Below are 16236 nucleotides of genomic sequence, written 5' to 3'. Positions count from 1 at the left end.
ACTCTTACAATCAAAGTTATGTATTCTTTTTTTAAAAAATAAGGCACGCAACAGAAATGTTTGTGCCTTATTTTATGTTGTAACTTATTTTTTATGATCACAGATCACAGAGAACTTATGCCTCTGATTTTTCTTCGCTTTCAGTTGCTTCTTCTGTATCTGCTTCTTCAGCAGCTGGAACCCATTGGCTAGTCTCCACTAACAAATCGATCGCTTTGCGAATCGTTAAATCTTTTCTCAACGCTTCATCATTACCATTAGATTTGTAGATTTCTTTCATCTCTTCAACAGAACGTTGGTACTGCTCTGCTAATTTATTGAATTCTTCTTCTAAAGCTTCATCGCTTACTTCGATTTTTTCTTCGATAGTAATCGCTTCAAGTACTAAATTGTTAAGTACACGCTTTTTACCATCTTCAGACATTTGCTCTCTAAGTTGCTCTTCTGTTTGACCAGAGAATTGGAAGTACTGTTCCATTTCCATACCTTGCATGCGCAAACGATATGCGAAATCTTGTAACATATGATCTACTTCATGCTTTACCATTGGCTCTGGAATTTCAACCGTTGCGTTAGCAGCTGCTTTCTCAATCACAACGCTCTCGCGATATTGTTGCTGTTCTTTCTCTTTTGCTTCTTCTAAGTTTTTCTTTAGATCTTCTTTATATTCAGCAAGTGTTTCAAACTCACTCACATCTTTTGCGAACTCATCATCTAATTCTGGTAAGTTTTTGCGTTTAATTTCGTGTAGCTTAACTTTAAACACAACGTCTTTCCCTTTTAACTCTTCTGCTTGATATTCTTCTGGGAAAGTAACTTCAATATCTTTCTCTTCGCCAGCACTCATACCAACCACTTGATCTTCAAATCCTGGGATAAATTGTCCGGAACCAAGCTCTAATTGGTGGTTTTCTGCTTCTCCACCTTCGAATTTTTCTCCTTCTAAATATCCAGTAAAATCGATTACTGCTGTATCACCATTCTCTGCAGTTCCTTCTTCGACGGAAATAAGTTCTGCACTGCGTTGTTGTGCTGATTTAAGCTCAAGCTCAACTTGTTCTTCACTTACAGAGAAGTCTTTTTCTTCTACTTCCAATCCTTTGTAAGCGCCTAATTCAACTTCTGGTTTCACTTCCACTTTTGCTGTGAAAATAAATGTTTTTCCTTTTTCGAATTGCTCAATATCAATTTCAGGACGATCAATTGGTTCGATACCTGATTCGTCAATTGCTTGACTATAAGCGTCTGGTAAAATAATATCAATTGCATCTTGATATAAACTTTCTACACCAAATCTCGCATCAAAGATAGCACGAGGTACTTTACCTTTACGGAAACCTGGTACGTTAATTTTGTTTACTACCTTTTTGAAAGCTTTATCTAAAGCTACTGTTACTTTCTCAGCTTCAACTTCCACTTTCAAAATACCTGTATTTTTTTCAGTTTTTTCCCAATTTGTATTCATTTCTACTTTCCCCTCCAAAACATTTAGCCATATTGAACTTCATATGTATGTGTACATATGTCCATGGTTATTTAACTAGATGATACGGACAGCACCCGTGTAGTGTCTCTTATTATTCATCACCAATTATGGTGCTATCATACGTATAATCTCTACACTGTAAACTGTTCTATACAAATTAATCATGAAAATTCATGAACAAAAATCAATTGTTTCATACCATCATAACCACTCTATTATATGAAAATTTACTTCGTATGTCTACAGGGTTCCCATCTTTCTTTTATTATAAAATTTTCATATCATAAATTATTTTCAGATGATGAAAGATTAGATGTTGTGATGAAGATGTTCATCCATAATTTCTTTCATTTGATAATACATAACTTTCCAAGCAGCTTCATCTGTAGGTGCTATTTGATACTCATCCACTAAAGTATGTAAATCAAAATCAGTTTGTATCATTTCTGACGAAATGATATGCAGAACAAGTGCCCACATTTTTATTTGATTTGCTGATAATTCTTTTTTCATTTGGTCATATAGCTTTGTACCGTAAATAGCGGAAATAAACTCAGTCCATATTTGTTCAGCAAAATGAATCATAGAAGGATTATTACTTTCGCAAACCACGGTAAGTCTTTGTAAAATATCTTTGATTTTTTTCGGGAATTCATCAATAGAGGCAGGAATTCTGCCAATTTGAACTTTCACTTCCTCACCACAGCGTTGAATAAATAACGTACCACTCGCTTTTCTGGTTCTCAGTACTTGTAACACTCTAAACTGTAACAAAGGGTGAATTTCAGTTTCTTGCACCCATTTTTTCAACTTATCATTCGTGTCCTTATCTTCTATATATACAAGTTGCTCTAAAGCGATCCATTTCTCTCTTGAAGTTGTGTCCTCTGACAAGAGGGTTTGAATAAGTTCTTGACCTCTACCTTGATTCTCTTCTTGCTTTTGCTGCACATAGTGCTCAAACATTGCTTCTTCCTCTATAGCTGCGTCTATAGATGCTGGCTCTTTGTGATGCTGAGTCTGGGACTGTATCCACGTTAAAATCATTTCCCATTCTGTAATGATGCTTTCATCGGAAACTTGGCATTGTAATAAGAAATGAATAAGTTCTTCCGCTTGTTTATATTTTTCTTCTTCCATCAATGTAGTTAACTGATGTTGAAAATGTTCCATGGCTTGTGGTAATAAAACTACATTATTTAACGTATTAGAGACGGTAATTGTCATCACCCGACCTTTTTCTTCTATTCATTTATAACTTCGACATCATCATACCATGTTCTTAACCTATACAGTAATATTGCTTTATATAGCAGAAATGTTGAATTATAAGTTTACGCCTCAGTTGCCAGGCGTAAAGGTTGTGATATTGTAATTTCTCCATCTTATGTTTAGCGGTAAGTTAAATTTTTTTAAAAAAAGTATAGACAAACAAATAAGATGCCTTTATAATATTGAATTGCTGACGAAAGACCTAACACACTTACGAAAGCATTTGAATAAAATAAAAAAAATACTTGCTTCTTTATTACCAACGTGTTATGATTGATTTCGCTGCTAACGCGTCCCAGTAGCTCAGCTGGATAGAGCAACGGCCTTCTAAGCCGTGTGTCAGGGGTTCGAATCCCTTCTGGGACGCCATTTCTATTTATTCTCACCTTTCTTATTTCTCATACACCCAACTACATTTTAAAATTTAAAAATTCCACAAAAAATTCTACATTTTAAATCCGTTTTATATTACATTTCCTTTAATTTAAATTAATTTAAATAGTGATTCACGCTGGAAGTATCCATTTGTTCTGACGACACTAACTCATCCCATAATCTTTGTTTTGATTGTTGCGTTAAATGGGTCATATCATTGAAAGCATAGTGTAAATCGTTGTTGTACCAATCCAATGCATACTCAGCATTATTTTCTACTACTTTATGTATTGTAAGGTTGCCATCATTTCTTTTATTTACATATACTATCCAACTTTCACCTGCATGATTGTCTACATCTAACGTTACACAATCTATACCTTCTACCTTTTCCATCCCTGTTACCTTGACTTCTCTTATCTCACCAAACAATATCCTCACTCCTTAATAAGCTAAATGTACAATACATAGCATTACCTATAAATAAGGATGTAATTCCAAAAGCTTTGCTACACAAAAGCTATTTTGTGTAGCAAAGCTACTTCGTAAGCATAAGAATAAAAAGCTAAGCTTGCTTAGCTGAATTCGGCCCAAAAGCTTTGCTACACAAAAGCTCTTTTGCGAAGCAAAGCTACTTCGTAAGCATAAAGGCTAAAAAGCTAAGTCTGCTTAGCTGGAGCCGGCCCAAAAGCTTTGCTACACAAAAGCTATTTTTGCGTCATCAACTTCACTTCACAAGCACAAGGATATAAAACTTTGCACAGACAATGTCATTTTCGTCTTATCGTTTGCATACGTATGAATACGATATGAAGTCAATTAGAGAGGAAGATGATTGTTCATGTGCGGAATTACCGGATGGGTTGATTGGAATAAGGATTTGCGGCATTATCCTGAAATAATGCAAAATATGACGAATACATTACAATTACGAGGTCCAGATGGTGAGGGGGTTTGGCTGTCCAATCATTGTGCGTTCGGTCACCGGAGACTAAGTGTCATTGATCCTGAAAACGGACAACAACCGATGGAAGTAGTGAATGAATCTCATAGATATATCATTACGTACAACGGTGAATTATATAATACGCATGAATTAAGGCAAGCATTACGTTGTCGTGGGTACACCTTTAGAACGCAATGCGATACGGAAGTGTTGTTATGTGCATATATAGAATGGGGCAAAGCATGTTTAGATAGATTCAACGGTATTTTTGCTTTTGCTATATGGGATGAAACGAAAGAAATATGTTTTATGGCAAGAGATCGTCTAGGTGTAAAACCGTTATTCTATTCACATCTAAATCATACTTTATTATTTGGATCAGAGCCGAAAGCCATACTTTCCCACCCTTCTTTTACGCCGCAAATAGATAAAGAAGGTTTATGCGAAGTTTTCATTATTGGTCCAGCTAGAACCCCAGGCCATGGTGTGTATAAACATATGCAAGAAGTATTACCTGGCGAATGTGTGGAATTTAGCCGAGGTGGTTTGAGAAAGTATAAATACTGGAAGTTAGAAAGTAAAACGCATGAAGATAACCTGGAAAAGACGGCTAGTGTTGTACAAGGGATGTTGGAAGACACAGTAGAGAGACAACTCATTTCAGACGTACCTATTTGCACGTTGTTATCTGGAGGTCTAGATTCAAGTGCGCTAACCACGTTTGCAGCTAATAAAATACATCATCAAAGCAACGAAAAAATAAATACATTTTCCGTAGATTATTTAGATAATGATAAGTATTTTAAATCAAGTTCATTTCAACCTAACTCGGATGCAAAATGGATTGAAATGATGTATCAATTTGTTGGCAGTCAACATCACGATATTAAACTACATACTAACGAGCTAACGGAAGCATTAGATGAAGCCATGTATGCTCGTGATTTACCTGGCATGGCCGATATTGACGCATCTTTATATTTATTTTGTAAGGCAATTAAAAAAGAAGCAACCGTTGCACTTTCCGGTGAAGCAGCGGATGAAGTATTCGGTGGCTATCCTTGGTTTTATCGAGAAGATGCATTAACCGCAAATACTTTCCCTTGGTCAATACAGTTGGATCATCGATTAAATTGGCTTTCTCCAGATCTCATTCAAACGATAAACCCCGTACGCTACTTACAACAGAGATACGAAGGAGCACTAAGTGAAGTACCTAAGCTGCTAGGAGAAACAGAATCACAGCAGCGGATGCGACGTATGTCCTATTTGAACATCACTAGATTTATGCCAACACTATTAGACCGAAAAGATCGCATGAGTATGCGAGCAAGCTTGGAAGTGCGTGTGCCATATTGCGATCATCGACTAGTGCAATATGTATTTAATATTCCTTGGGATATGAAAACGGTGGATAACAGAGAGAAGGGAATGCTCAGAAAAGCTTTAAAAGGGATCATGCCAGAGGAAGTAGTGACTCGCAAAAAAAGTCCTTATCCAAAAACACACCATCCTGCATACACCGAACAAGTGAAAAAGTTATTATCTAATGTCGTGCATGATCCTAATTCTCCCTTGCTTCCACTCATTGATGAGAAGAAAATAAAATCCCTATTAGAGCAACCAGCCCCAACGGCCATCCCATGGTTTGGGCAGTTGATGTCTACACCACAATTGTTTGCATATTTGTATCAAGTGGACTTATGGCTGAGAAATTACAAAGTTAACATTGCGGTGTAATGGCTGGCAACGGCTACCACCCATAGCGGACTTCACGCTTCTACGTGCCATGCGTAGCGCACCGCAAAAAGAAAAGCCAGACGTATGTCTGGCTTTTCCTTATTTCGAATACAAACAGTTTATATCTTTGCTGCTTTCATTTTTTCAAGCAGCTGTTGTAGTGCGTTTGTTCGATGACTAATTTTATTTTTTTGTTCCATCGTTAATTGTGCCATGTTGCAATGATGTTGTGGTACATAAAATAAAGGATCATACCCAAACCCATGCTCTCCATGAAGCGTATCGGAAATGGCTCCTTCACATGTGCCTTCAGCTAGTATAGTTACATCTTTCGCCGTGTCAACATAAGCCATTGCACATACAAATCTAGCAGTAGATAGCGTTCCTTCTGATGATGGAGTAAGATCGCTTAGTGCCTGTAGCAACTTTTGGTTATTATCTTTCGCTGTTGCTTGTTCCCCCGCATATCGAGCGGAGTAAATGCCAGGTTGACCATCTAATGCATCTACGCAAAGTCCTGAATCGTCTGCAACGACAGGAATGTTGTAATGTGAAGATATGATTCTCGCCTTTTTTTCAGCGTTTCCGAAAAACGTATCCTGATCTTCTATGATTTCTGGAGCATCATGTAAATCTAATAAACTTTTTACATGCAGACCCATAGGAGCAAATAATGCTTCAAATTCAGCTACTTTGCCTTTATTTTTTGTTGCTACAATAATTTCATTTTTTGTTTTTGTCATGATTTATTTCTCCTACACGTTCCGATAGAGCACCTATGGCTTCTTTTTGCCTTTGAATTAGATTGCGAATTCCACCTTCAGCAAGTTCCATCAATATGTACAATTCATCTTTTGAGAACGGACTTTCTTCGCCAGTACCTTGCAGTTCAACAAATTTACCTGAGCTTGTCATCACCACATTCATATCTACTTTTGCTGAAGAATCTTCTATGTAATTAAGATCTAACATTGGTTCATTATTTACAACCCCAACACTAACAGATGCTAAAAACTCAGTAATGGGCATTTTTTTTATTTTATTTTCTTTTAACAATTTGCCAAAGGCAAGTGTCATAGCAACGAACGCCCCTGTGATGGATGCGGTTCTTGTGCCACCATCTGCTTGAATAACGTCACAATCCACCGTTATCGTTCTTTCACCCATTGCATGCAAATCAACGACAGATCTTAATGCTCTACCAATCAGACGTTGAATCTCCATCGTTCTTCCGCCTAACTTACCTCTTGCTGCCTCGCGAAAATTACGTGTTTGTGTTGCTCTAGGGAGCATAGAGTACTCAGCAGTGATCCATCCCTTTCCCTGACCTTTCATGAAAGGAGGGATTTTTTCTTCTACGGAAGCCGTACAAATGACTTTCGTTTCTCCTGATTCAATCATGACTGAACCTTCTGCGTATTTATTAAAATGGGGAGTAATAGTTACAACCCTTAATTGATTAGAAGCTCTTTTATCTGCTCTCAATGATTTTTCCCCCTTGTATTTTCAACCTACTCACTTGAGAATATAGCCTTTCTCATTTTAACAGACATTACGCTATATTTCACTAACTTGCACTTTTCTTGACCCATTGTGAAGTAAAAGTAAAAGAACAGTGGTTGCTTGAACAAGTTCGTTCATTCAACTTATCTAAAGATGAAGAAATATGGTGACAGTTTACGCCTCAGTTGCCAGGCGTAAACATTTTTGTAATTTCTTCATCTTTGGTTTAGCGGTAATAAGTTGCTTGAACAAGTTCATTCAACTTATTTAAAGATGAAGACATATGGTGACACAGTTTACGCCTCAGTTGCCAGGCGTAAACATTATTGTAATTTCTTCATCTTTGGTTTAGCGGTTATAAGTTGGTTGAACAAGTTCGTTCATCCAACTTATCTATAAAGATGATGAAATGTTGGAATTCAAGGTTTACGCCTCAGGTGCCAGGCGTAAAGGTTTTCATCTTGTAATTTCTTCATCTTTGGTTTAGCGGTTATAAGTTGGTTGAACAAGTTCGTTCATCCAACTTATCTTTTGATTTTATAGCCCTATTTTATTCAGATGATGTGGTTTTATAATAGGAAGATTTTCATTGCCTTCACCCGTTAATATTTCCCCTTCTACCATCACTTTAATTTCGTTCACATCTGTATTTTCTGTTAGAGATAGAAGCACAGACTGTAACGTTTCTGGAGCAATAGTGGACTCCATAGACATAATGTCTTCCGTAAAATGGACAGTGAGGACTTCCTCCGTTTGCTCTATATCCTTCACTTCCACTGTTGGTAACATCACACCATATAATCCTGCCGCTTTTGGACCTTCAATCAAGTGCTGTATGGAAGCCATGGCGATATCTTCGTCTGTAGAAATTAATCTCGTTACGGGTACTAAATATGAAAACTGTTCTGCTGACTCAGCTTGAAAATACAACGTCACAGCTCGAGATAAACCTAGTTGTGTATCATATGGTTTCTCAATATTAATACCGATTTGTCTAGATAGTGGTACATCTAATGGAAAACCGGCAAGCGGCATTTCGTTTAAATCTGTGCCCTCTACTCTCCATATCACTTGCTCTATGGAAGGAAATGAAGTCAACGCCCACGTTACACTTTCGATCAACTTTCTTTCTTTACTCTCATCGTAATTCAACAATGAAGCACTAAAGTCCACAGTTGCAATATTTTCTACAATATTTATTCCTTTCACCTCTGTATTTTGAGGAATCAGCTGTGAAAATCCATCCGGTAACATGTCGTCTGCTACTCCACCGTCCACCATATGTTCCAATGTTTTCGCCGCTACATCGTCCGATTGTGGAATAGTTAGTGTTAAAGGAACAATAAAGTCATTGCTATCTTCAGCATAGATCGTGATATCCATTGAAACCACATTGTCTCCTACCATATCATTCTGCCCTGTAGAATCTTCTAAACTTTGTTCCATTTGTGGTGGATCAATTTCAATCGTCTCTTGTGAATCACTTAGCATAGAACACCCCGATAACAACAGTAATAAAAAAAAGAACACCCCATATTTAAATTTCATTCCTTTACTCCTCCCCAAGTTGTTTTGTTATATGTATACGAGCTTGCAAAAAATTTATACCACAACTTGACCAATTACTCATTCGAAGCTCCTTCAGCATTTCATAATGAAAATGACAGTCAAAAATTTGCTATAATAGATGAATGGCTAGTTGCAATAATTGGACATATTATGACTATGACTAGGAGTTGATTAGATGGCTTATCGTTTAAACAGTAAAAAAATAGAACAAGATACACTGCATTGGCTAGACGAAAGAGGAATCAAACTAGAAGAAATTGCGGAATTAGTCATGTATTTGCAAAAAGATTACGTACCTAATCTAACAATGGAAGAATGTATGATTAGTGTTGAAAGAGTCTTGAAAAAAAGAGAAGTACAAAATGCCGTTTTAACTGGAATACAACTAGACATCTTAGCAGAAAAAAATCAACTAATCCCTTCTTTACAAGAGATGATTGTGCATGATGAGGGGCTATATGGTGTAGATGAAATATTAGCCTTATCTATCGTCAATGTATACGGTAGTATCGGATTGACTAATTTCGGTTACATTGACAAAGTAAAGCCAGGGGTTTTGAAGAAACTAAATGATAAAAACGATAAGGATACACATACATTTCTAGATGATATTATTGGTGCTATTGCTGCTGCAGCAAGCAGTCGTATTGCACATGACGCTACTGATTAAACTTTCATTGTTAATAAAGGAAAGGCGCTTACCATATAGGTAAACGCCTTTTTGGGTGTTTGTTACAACCATGATATATTTATTGCTGTACGCCTGCCTACTGTGACGTAAACTTCTATGTCATTCTTTATTCAATGTTACATTTATTGAATTTTACTATAATACCTAACTTGATTCTTTCGTTCCACCTTAACATCGCCTCGCAACACTAGGTAAACTAAGTGAGCTGCTACTTCTCCTATTGCAAAGCGAAACTGATGTGTCGTCAGCCTGGTTCCAAACGTTTGCAGGCAAAGATCGTACGTAGTTGCTGGTTCATTTAATGATTCCAGCATTTCATGTAATCGTTCCTCATGGTGTTGTATAATGTCTTCACATCGTTGACTGAAATTTGTAATAGGTTCTCTGTGACCAGGGAATGCCTTTACTACATCAAGTTTTGCTAATCGCTGTAAATCTTGAATAAACGATTGAAGAGGATTTCTGTCATCTCCATTTGGTACATAGCTAATATTAGGCGTTATTCTTTGTAATACATGATCAGCACAAAATATAATTTTTTCATTCGGTTCATATAAACACAAATGACCTGAAGCATGACCTGCCGTTTCTAGCAGGCGATAATGCCGTTCACCTATACGTAACGTTTCTTGTTTGTTTAAGATTGTGACTTCAGGATGGGGAGAAACAAGCTGATCGAAGGAAAAGAAATTCTTATCCAATTCTTTTGTGAAATCAACCGGCGTACCTTCTTCCAAATAAAACGAGGACAGCCGCTCTCTAGCCCGATCTATTTTCCTGAATGACATTGTACTTTCATATGCCTTTTCTAACATATAAACAGGGGCAGAGGTTTGTTGTTGAAACCAACCGGAAATTCCATAATGATCAGGATGATGATGCGTAACGATAATTTTGTGTATAGAGTGCAACGAAATAGACATCGCTGCTAATATTTGATTCCAATGTTCTTTTGTTTCTTTATTATGTAATCCTGGATCGATGAGGACGTACCCATCAGAACCATCTTCTAGTAAGTAACTATTAACATATCTCAATGGAAAAGGAACTGGCGTCTTCACTTGATATATACCATGATCGTGTTGTATTAACCTCTCCATTGCATCACCTCCTTGTGACATACAGTATTATGTGTTTATTGCCTTTTCAGCTTCTTTCCTACCATAATCATTCTTTTAGAAACGTGTTGATCATAAGGAGATTTGTCATAATCACCGTAGACGTTGCTTAATTTTAAATCCGTCTTTTCAAACATGTTTTCGAACTGCGCTAAACTATAAAGCTTGACGTGCTCATTGTATTGTTTTTTGATTTGATCTGATTTCAAAATCGTGATAACTTTATGCACTGCTTCATCTTGTATCCTTCTTTCTTCCAAGATGGTCATGTCACTTTGCTTTCTTTCGGAAGCAGCTACAAGGTTTTCTTTTACATATTGTGGGTTTAAAAAATCAATAACAAATGTACCATTATATTTTAATAACCTTTGTATTTCCAACAATACTTTCATGTTTTCTTCATCCTCAGTAAAATAACCGAAGGAAGTAAATAAATTAACCACCACATCAAATTGTTTCCGTATAGGTACTTGTCTCATATCTCCATGTACCCATTCAACATCGTGGTTGACATCAAGCTTCCTTGCCTCATCTAACAACACCTCAGATAAATCAATACCTGTCACCTTATAGCCAAAATGATGTAACGCCAGTGCATGTCTTCCCATTCCGCAACATAAATCTAGTATGGTTGCACCTTTTGGTAAATGCAGCCATCCCATCATATTTTGTATTTCTTGATACGCACCTTGCACATTCCGATGTTTATACACTTCCAAATAATCTTCTCCAAAACTACGCTTATACCAATTTTCCATATACAACACATCCATCGTTTTAAACTTCTGATGTCATTTTAATGTATTTTTCTCCATAAATAAAGTGCTATATCACTTCTTTACATTCGAAGAGCAAGGATTTCTCCTTGCTCTTGTCAAATGTGCAATGTTATCTCCCACCATACTATCATGGTAAGATTTCCTGCACTATTGATGATAAATATGAACTAGCTAACTAAATAGTGCATTCATTTTTGTTATACTTGCTTTCTTTCATGCATTATATTTTTATTTCCCCTAATCTAATCAATTCTACTACTGCTTGTGAACGGCCTTTTACATTGAGTTTTTGCATTACGTTTGATATATGATTGCGCACTGTTTTTTCGCTAATATAAAGTTCCATGGCGATTTCTTTTGTTGTTTTGTCTTTTACTAATAATTCGAACACTTCTCGCTCACGATTGGTTAAAATGAATTTTTTTTGATTGTTAGTACCCATCAATAGTGCCACCCCTCCTTGCTCGGGCTTGGTTTTACAAGGTTAAGGGATACAGTCAACATATTTTATGACGTAGTGATTTTATTCGTGAGCATACAATGTAAAAATGGGCACTTTATGTCTAATAACATGATCTTCTTCAGACTTAAACATGTTTGATCCATTCCAACGTATGATGTAATCCTTCACTCAAATTATATTTTGCTCTCCAATTTATTTCTTTTTCAATATAACGAACGTCCATCACTCTTCGGTTTACCGTATCGACGACTCGCTTTTCTTTATTTATTCTCTCACCATTTTCATGACCTAATAAAGTAGTGATACTATCCGCTAATGTATTGATACTTGTTTCCACACCTGTTCCCACGTTATACACTTGGCCATGCACATGATGCTTCGCAGTTAGCAATATCGCTTGAATAGCATCGTCAATGTACGTAAAATCTCTTGTTTGATTTCCATCTCCATAAATAATAATAGGGTTATTGTTCATTGCGGCTTCAAAAAATTTTGTGACGACTCCACAATATGGATTTTCCTTTACTTGTCCTCTGCCATATACATTCGATAATCGTAATATGGAAATCGGGAGTTGATACATATGATAGTACACATGACAGTAATGTTCTGCTGAAAATTTACTAGCTGGGTAGGGAAGTTTGATTTGATGGTACGTTTCAGGTGTAGGAAGGATATCTGCATCTCCGTATACAGAAGCAGTAGAAGTATACATTATTTTCTTTACTTGATGACCATGCGTCTTTACTTTGTTCAGCAACGTCATCGTGCCTAATAAGTTGGTTTGAAAATCTTGCATTAGATCATCTGCTGATAATATTAAATTACGGCACGCTAAATGAAATATATATTGTATGTTAGGTAAAATTTTTTCTAACAATATATCGTTATTAATACTATCGTGATAAAAAGTAATATGTTCTGCTTTAGGGATATGCTCTATTCTACCCGTTGAAAGGTCGTCAATGACATGAATATGCGATGCAAGTGGAAGTAGAGCAGAGATTAATTGAGATCCTATAAAGCCTGCCCCACCGGTAACTAAAACATGCTCAAATTTCACTTCATTCTCCTCCATTCATACACGTCGTAACTTGCTGCAAATATTTTACCTTTCTTTATGTTATTCGCTTGACGTGAAGATGTTTATAACAAGTGCTGTGACCATCAAAGATAGGACAGTAACCCTTATTTGTCATGGACGTGCAAACCCCCATAAAAAAAAGAATATATTATGGCAACAACCCCGAATCGTAGGAGGTATACCATGAAGATCTTACACGGGACGATTGAAATAGCAGGACAGATGGGGATAATGTGCAAAGAATTTAAAAAAAGAGGACATATAGCTAGCGGATATAACACGTTTCATTCTTATCTTGGTTACGAAGATCATATTATTAATGTATCTGCTTATGAAATTCAGAGCATAGCACATCATATTATGAATTTCTACGATGTATTTCACTTCCATTACAACAGCTCATTGCATGTCGATCGGTCCGATTTAGAAACGTTGATACACAAAAACAAAAAAGTATTGATGCATCATTGGGGCAATGATGTTCGTTTTCACGATATAGCTAAAGCTAAAAACCCATTTGTGAATACAGAGGATTCCCCGCCAAACGATATGATTACATTTAGATTAAAATTAAACGCCGCGTACATTGAACATGCGATTGTGCAAGATTACGAAGTATATGAGTATGTAAGTCCATACTATAAACATGTGCATGTGGTACCTATTGCTATAGATCTTGATAAATTCACACCAGAAAACGCTGCTGTAAACAATAAAAAACCTCTTATCGTTCACGCACCAACACAGCCCAAATTCAAAGGAACCAATCAAATTGAAGAAGTCATTCGTCAATTGAAACATAATTACGACTTTGACTATATGCGCATTGAAAAAATGAACCACCACAAAGCTAGAGAGTTTTACCAAAAAGCAGACATTATTATCGATCAAATTCTCTGTGGTTCATACGGTTTGTTAGCTGTTGAAGGTATGGCTTTAGGGAAACCTATCGTCGGTTATATTCGAGAGGATTTAGTGAATAAGTTCCCACCAGAACTTCCCATTGCCAATGCGAATCCTAATACGTTATATGAGAAATTACAATGCTTATTGGAAAACAAAGACTTTAGAACAGAGTTAGGCCTTAAAGGCAGTCAATATGCTAAAGAAGTACATGATAAAGAAGTTGTTGCTTCTCAATTACTGGGCATCTATAAACAAATTTAGTTTTCATGATATCGTAGCGAACGACCATGAACAAAAGGGGTGAATAAATGCAGTGAACAACTTTAGTGATCGCATATATTATGTTCCAAACCGTTTTGCACAAAAGCAAAATGAAACTTACGTTTCTTTCAACATTACCATTTTCCCAGATGCTTACTTAAAAGAAATGAAACTTCATATCCCATTACAAAACATTCCTTTCGGAACCATCGTAGTAAAACAGTTATCTCAAGGATGGTCCGAAACGGATGTCATTCATCAACACCACTTTCCACAGCCTGCACAATTGCTTCAGCAAGTAGAAGCCAGTGCGTATCCGCAAGAGTTCATTTTACCCATTACGCACTTATATCAAGATTGGAAAAGAAATAAAGGAGAAGAAAATCACGGCATTTATATATTATATCCAGAGCAAATACATGCAGCGGCCATGCCTTACTTAGTTTTTTACACTTCCAATACGTGAAACAAGCCCCGTCCACCTAATGGAGAGGGCTGGCGTTAATTATCTGTTGTAATCCATATTTCTTTTCATTCTCATATCATCATTTCTTGTTGCATTCATTGGGAAAACCCGTTCAATCATATTACTAAATTCATTCACAAACCCTGTACCAGGTCTCCCTTGTCTGATTTGTGTAGCGTACCCATTCATTCTTTCCACAAAGTCTGGGTTAGCTGAGATGTAAACATTTTTCACATCATGATCTACTTTTTTTACTTCAGCTCTAATTTTATCTTTCATTGCAGAAGTCAAATTATCATTAGCAAACTGATCACTTGTGTTATATGGTCTGTAACCGTTGTAGTTGTTTCTGTACCCAAATCGGTCATTCATGTCTACAGCAACGAAACAGTTGTTATCTGTTACTAACACGTTGGCTCTTTCCACTTCGCGTAGTTTGGTTAACTTATCTGCGATAGCTTGACCAACTTCAAACCGTGCGTTTTGATTAAAAGAGAAACGACGTGTAGTTTGGTTCATTCTGTCCATCGTGTTCCCTCTGTTACTGTAATATGGATCAACCCTTCTTTCCATATTATTCATACCCATGTTGTTGCGAGTGCTGTAGTTATTCATTCTTTCCTGCTCGCGACCTTCATCCATTGTGTCGTTCGTACAAGCTGCTGCAGAGAAAATGAACATAAAACTTATCGTTAACAATAACCATTTTGATTTCATCTTGATGTATTTCCTCCATCCTGTAATGTTTTTTGTTCCTTCTTAGGATGGGGTTAATGGTTTATTTTCATGCTCTACAATGTTTGGAATACGTACCAAATATCTTACAACGTCATTTACTAATAAATAGCTGGGTAAACATTTTTCCACACTTACCGCCATCTACTATGCCAATACCAATGTACGTATATTGAGAACCAAGAATGTTGGCTCGATGGCCTGAAGAGTTCATTAATGCGGTATGTGCGCCGTTTGTAGATGAATTACATGCAATGTTTTCTCCGACAGCGCGATAAGAAATACCGAATGTTTTTAACATTTGAGACACGGAACCATACGTGGGGGATTGGTGAGAGAAATAATTTTTATTGATCATGTCTTGGCTTTTTGCTCTCGCTGCTTTTGTTAGTTGCAAATCGATACTTAAAGCAGGTAGACCTGCACTTGCTCTTGCCTGATTCACTAACGACAACATTAAATTTTCGTCTTCAGTTAACCCCTCTGTTGGTTGCTTAGGTTCCTCTGGTTGTTGCTGTGGTGCCTTACTTATTTTCACATTGGCATAGGCCCATAAAATAGACTGTAACGTTTTCGAATCCACAGCACCTGTTTGCGGCAATCCATATTTACTCTGAAAATACATGACGCCTTGCTTTGTCATCGGACCATATATACCGTCAATAGTACCTCCAAAATAGCCAATGGATTTAAGCATGGATTGTACGGCGTAAACATCCGGACCTTTTGCACCAACACCAAAAGCCTCGGCATGTCCAATTCCAGAACAAAAAATAAGCATACTACACAATAGTGCTATGCTACATTTTTTCATGATGCTTTTATATTTCAATGTATTCAAC

16 protein-coding genes and 1 tRNA gene are annotated in these 16236 nt (G+C 36.7%); 5 read left to right on the top strand and 12 right to left on the bottom strand.

What is annotated here, in order from left to right:
- Positions 1 to 115: 115 nt before the first annotated feature.
- Entirely contained in the window at positions 116 to 1465 is a 1350-nt protein-coding gene (tig, locus tag D1Z92_RS00640) for a trigger factor (protein ID WP_128893707.1), read from the bottom strand.
- Positions 1466 to 1795: 330 nt separating this feature from the next.
- Positions 1796 to 2713 carry a hypothetical protein gene (locus D1Z92_RS00635; protein ID WP_128893706.1) on the bottom strand — a complete coding sequence of 306 codons (918 nt, stop codon included), beginning with the start codon at positions 2711 to 2713 and terminating at the stop codon, positions 1796 to 1798.
- Positions 2714 to 3050: 337 nt separating this feature from the next.
- Between D1Z92_RS00635 and D1Z92_RS00630 the strand changes: the two genes are divergently transcribed.
- A tRNA-Arg gene (locus D1Z92_RS00630) sits at positions 3051 to 3127 on the top strand.
- Positions 3128 to 3247: 120 nt separating this feature from the next.
- On the opposite strand, the gene D1Z92_RS00625 is transcribed toward D1Z92_RS00630, so the two are convergent.
- A complete protein-coding gene (locus tag D1Z92_RS00625) occupies positions 3248 to 3565 on the bottom strand; it encodes a hypothetical protein (protein ID WP_128893705.1) in 318 nt (105 codons plus the stop codon).
- 409 nt (positions 3566 to 3974) lie between these two features.
- Between D1Z92_RS00625 and asnB the strand changes: the two genes are divergently transcribed.
- A complete protein-coding gene (gene asnB, locus D1Z92_RS00620; RefSeq protein WP_128893704.1) occupies positions 3975 to 5819 on the top strand; it encodes an asparagine synthase (glutamine-hydrolyzing) in 1845 nt (614 codons plus the stop codon).
- A 119-nt stretch (positions 5820 to 5938) separates the two neighbouring features.
- Here asnB and D1Z92_RS00615 read toward each other — a convergent pair whose 3' ends face one another.
- The 3 genes from D1Z92_RS00615 to D1Z92_RS00605 all read right to left on the bottom strand — a co-directional run bounded on the left by D1Z92_RS00615 (position 5939) and on the right by D1Z92_RS00605 (position 8870).
- The gene (locus tag D1Z92_RS00615) at positions 5939 to 6562 is read right to left on the bottom strand and encodes an XTP/dITP diphosphatase (RefSeq protein WP_128893703.1); all 624 of its coding nucleotides are present in this window, start codon (positions 6560 to 6562) and stop codon (positions 5939 to 5941) included.
- On the bottom strand, positions 6543 to 7304 hold the full coding sequence (gene rph / locus D1Z92_RS00610; protein WP_128893702.1) for a ribonuclease PH: 762 nt from the start codon (positions 7302 to 7304) through the stop codon (positions 6543 to 6545). The genes D1Z92_RS00615 and rph overlap by 20 nt, the downstream gene beginning before the upstream one ends.
- A gap of 555 nt (positions 7305 to 7859) precedes the next feature.
- Positions 7860 to 8870: a GerMN domain-containing protein gene (locus D1Z92_RS00605; protein WP_128893701.1), complete on the bottom strand. Its 1011-nt coding sequence runs from the start codon at positions 8868 to 8870 to the stop codon at positions 7860 to 7862.
- Positions 8871 to 9066: 196 nt separating this feature from the next.
- Here D1Z92_RS00605 and D1Z92_RS00600 point away from each other — a divergent pair, with 196 nt between their 5' ends.
- Positions 9067 to 9561, top strand: a complete 495-nt coding sequence (locus D1Z92_RS00600; protein ID WP_128893700.1) for a phosphatidylglycerophosphatase A family protein — start codon at positions 9067 to 9069, stop codon at positions 9559 to 9561.
- 143 nt (positions 9562 to 9704) lie between these two features.
- Here the strand turns inward: D1Z92_RS00600 and D1Z92_RS00595 are convergent, their stop codons facing one another.
- The 4 genes from D1Z92_RS00595 to D1Z92_RS00580 all read right to left on the bottom strand — a co-directional run bounded on the left by D1Z92_RS00595 (position 9705) and on the right by D1Z92_RS00580 (position 13005).
- Complete coding sequence (locus D1Z92_RS00595) at positions 9705 to 10682, bottom strand: MBL fold metallo-hydrolase (protein WP_164931370.1); 978 nt, start codon at positions 10680 to 10682, stop codon at positions 9705 to 9707.
- 35 nt (positions 10683 to 10717) lie between these two features.
- Entirely contained in the window at positions 10718 to 11458 is a 741-nt protein-coding gene (locus D1Z92_RS00590; protein WP_128893698.1) for a class I SAM-dependent methyltransferase, read from the bottom strand.
- Between the two features lie 241 nt (positions 11459 to 11699).
- Positions 11700 to 11921 carry a helix-turn-helix domain-containing protein gene (locus tag D1Z92_RS00585; RefSeq protein WP_128893697.1) on the bottom strand — a complete coding sequence of 74 codons (222 nt, stop codon included), beginning with the start codon at positions 11919 to 11921 and terminating at the stop codon, positions 11700 to 11702.
- A 145-nt stretch (positions 11922 to 12066) separates the two neighbouring features.
- Positions 12067 to 13005, bottom strand: coding sequence for an NAD-dependent epimerase/dehydratase family protein (locus tag D1Z92_RS00580; RefSeq protein WP_206099694.1), 939 nt, complete (start codon positions 13003 to 13005; stop codon positions 12067 to 12069).
- 204 nt (positions 13006 to 13209) lie between these two features.
- On the opposite strand from D1Z92_RS00580, the gene D1Z92_RS00575 reads away from it, so the two are divergent.
- Positions 13210 to 14193, top strand: a complete 984-nt coding sequence (locus D1Z92_RS00575) for a glycosyltransferase family protein (RefSeq protein WP_128893695.1) — start codon at positions 13210 to 13212, stop codon at positions 14191 to 14193.
- Between the two features lie 52 nt (positions 14194 to 14245).
- Positions 14246 to 14659, top strand: a complete 414-nt coding sequence (locus D1Z92_RS00570; RefSeq protein WP_128893694.1) for a hypothetical protein — start codon at positions 14246 to 14248, stop codon at positions 14657 to 14659.
- A gap of 39 nt (positions 14660 to 14698) precedes the next feature.
- On the opposite strand, the gene D1Z92_RS00565 is transcribed toward D1Z92_RS00570, so the two are convergent.
- Positions 14699 to 15376: a YhcN/YlaJ family sporulation lipoprotein gene (locus D1Z92_RS00565; RefSeq protein ID WP_128893693.1), complete on the bottom strand. Its 678-nt coding sequence runs from the start codon at positions 15374 to 15376 to the stop codon at positions 14699 to 14701.
- 112 nt (positions 15377 to 15488) lie between these two features.
- Entirely contained in the window at positions 15489 to 16226 is a 738-nt protein-coding gene (locus D1Z92_RS00560; protein WP_240666515.1) for a CAP domain-containing protein, read from the bottom strand.
- Positions 16227 to 16236 lie beyond the last annotated feature (10 nt).

It is taken from the genome of Longirhabdus pacifica (genome assembly GCF_004115085.1).
GTDB classification, from domain to species: domain Bacteria; phylum Bacillota; class Bacilli; order Paenibacillales; family DSM-105158; genus Longirhabdus; species Longirhabdus pacifica.
This window is presented reverse-complemented; position numbering and strand designations above follow the sequence as displayed.

Bases quoted from the DNA above. Each gene is read 5' to 3' on its own strand.
- D1Z92_RS00565 (WP_128893693.1), bottom strand. From the start codon at position 15,376: ATGAAATCAAAATGGTTATTGTTAACGATAAGTTTTATGTTCATTTTC.
- D1Z92_RS00590 (WP_128893698.1), bottom strand. From the start codon at position 11,458: ATGGAAAATTGGTATAAGCGTAGTTTTGGAGAAGATTATTTGGAAGTG.
- D1Z92_RS00615 (WP_128893703.1), bottom strand. From the start codon at position 6,562: ATGACAAAAACAAAAAATGAAATTATTGTAGCAACAAAAAATAAAGGC.
- D1Z92_RS00595 (WP_164931370.1), bottom strand. From the start codon at position 10,682: ATGGAGAGGTTAATACAACACGATCATGGTATATATCAAGTGAAGACG.
- asnB (WP_128893704.1), top strand. From the start codon at position 3,975: ATGTGCGGAATTACCGGATGGGTTGATTGGAATAAGGATTTGCGGCAT.
- D1Z92_RS00585 (WP_128893697.1), bottom strand. From the start codon at position 11,921: ATGGGTACTAACAATCAAAAAAAATTCATTTTAACCAATCGTGAGCGA.
- D1Z92_RS00600 (WP_128893700.1), top strand. From the start codon at position 9,067: ATGGCTTATCGTTTAAACAGTAAAAAAATAGAACAAGATACACTGCAT.
- D1Z92_RS00575 (WP_128893695.1), top strand. From the start codon at position 13,210: ATGAAGATCTTACACGGGACGATTGAAATAGCAGGACAGATGGGGATA.
- D1Z92_RS00605 (WP_128893701.1), bottom strand. From the start codon at position 8,870: ATGAAATTTAAATATGGGGTGTTCTTTTTTTTATTACTGTTGTTATCG.
- D1Z92_RS00635 (WP_128893706.1), bottom strand. From the start codon at position 2,713: ATGACAATTACCGTCTCTAATACGTTAAATAATGTAGTTTTATTACCA.
- tig (WP_128893707.1), bottom strand. From the start codon at position 1,465: ATGAATACAAATTGGGAAAAAACTGAAAAAAATACAGGTATTTTGAAA.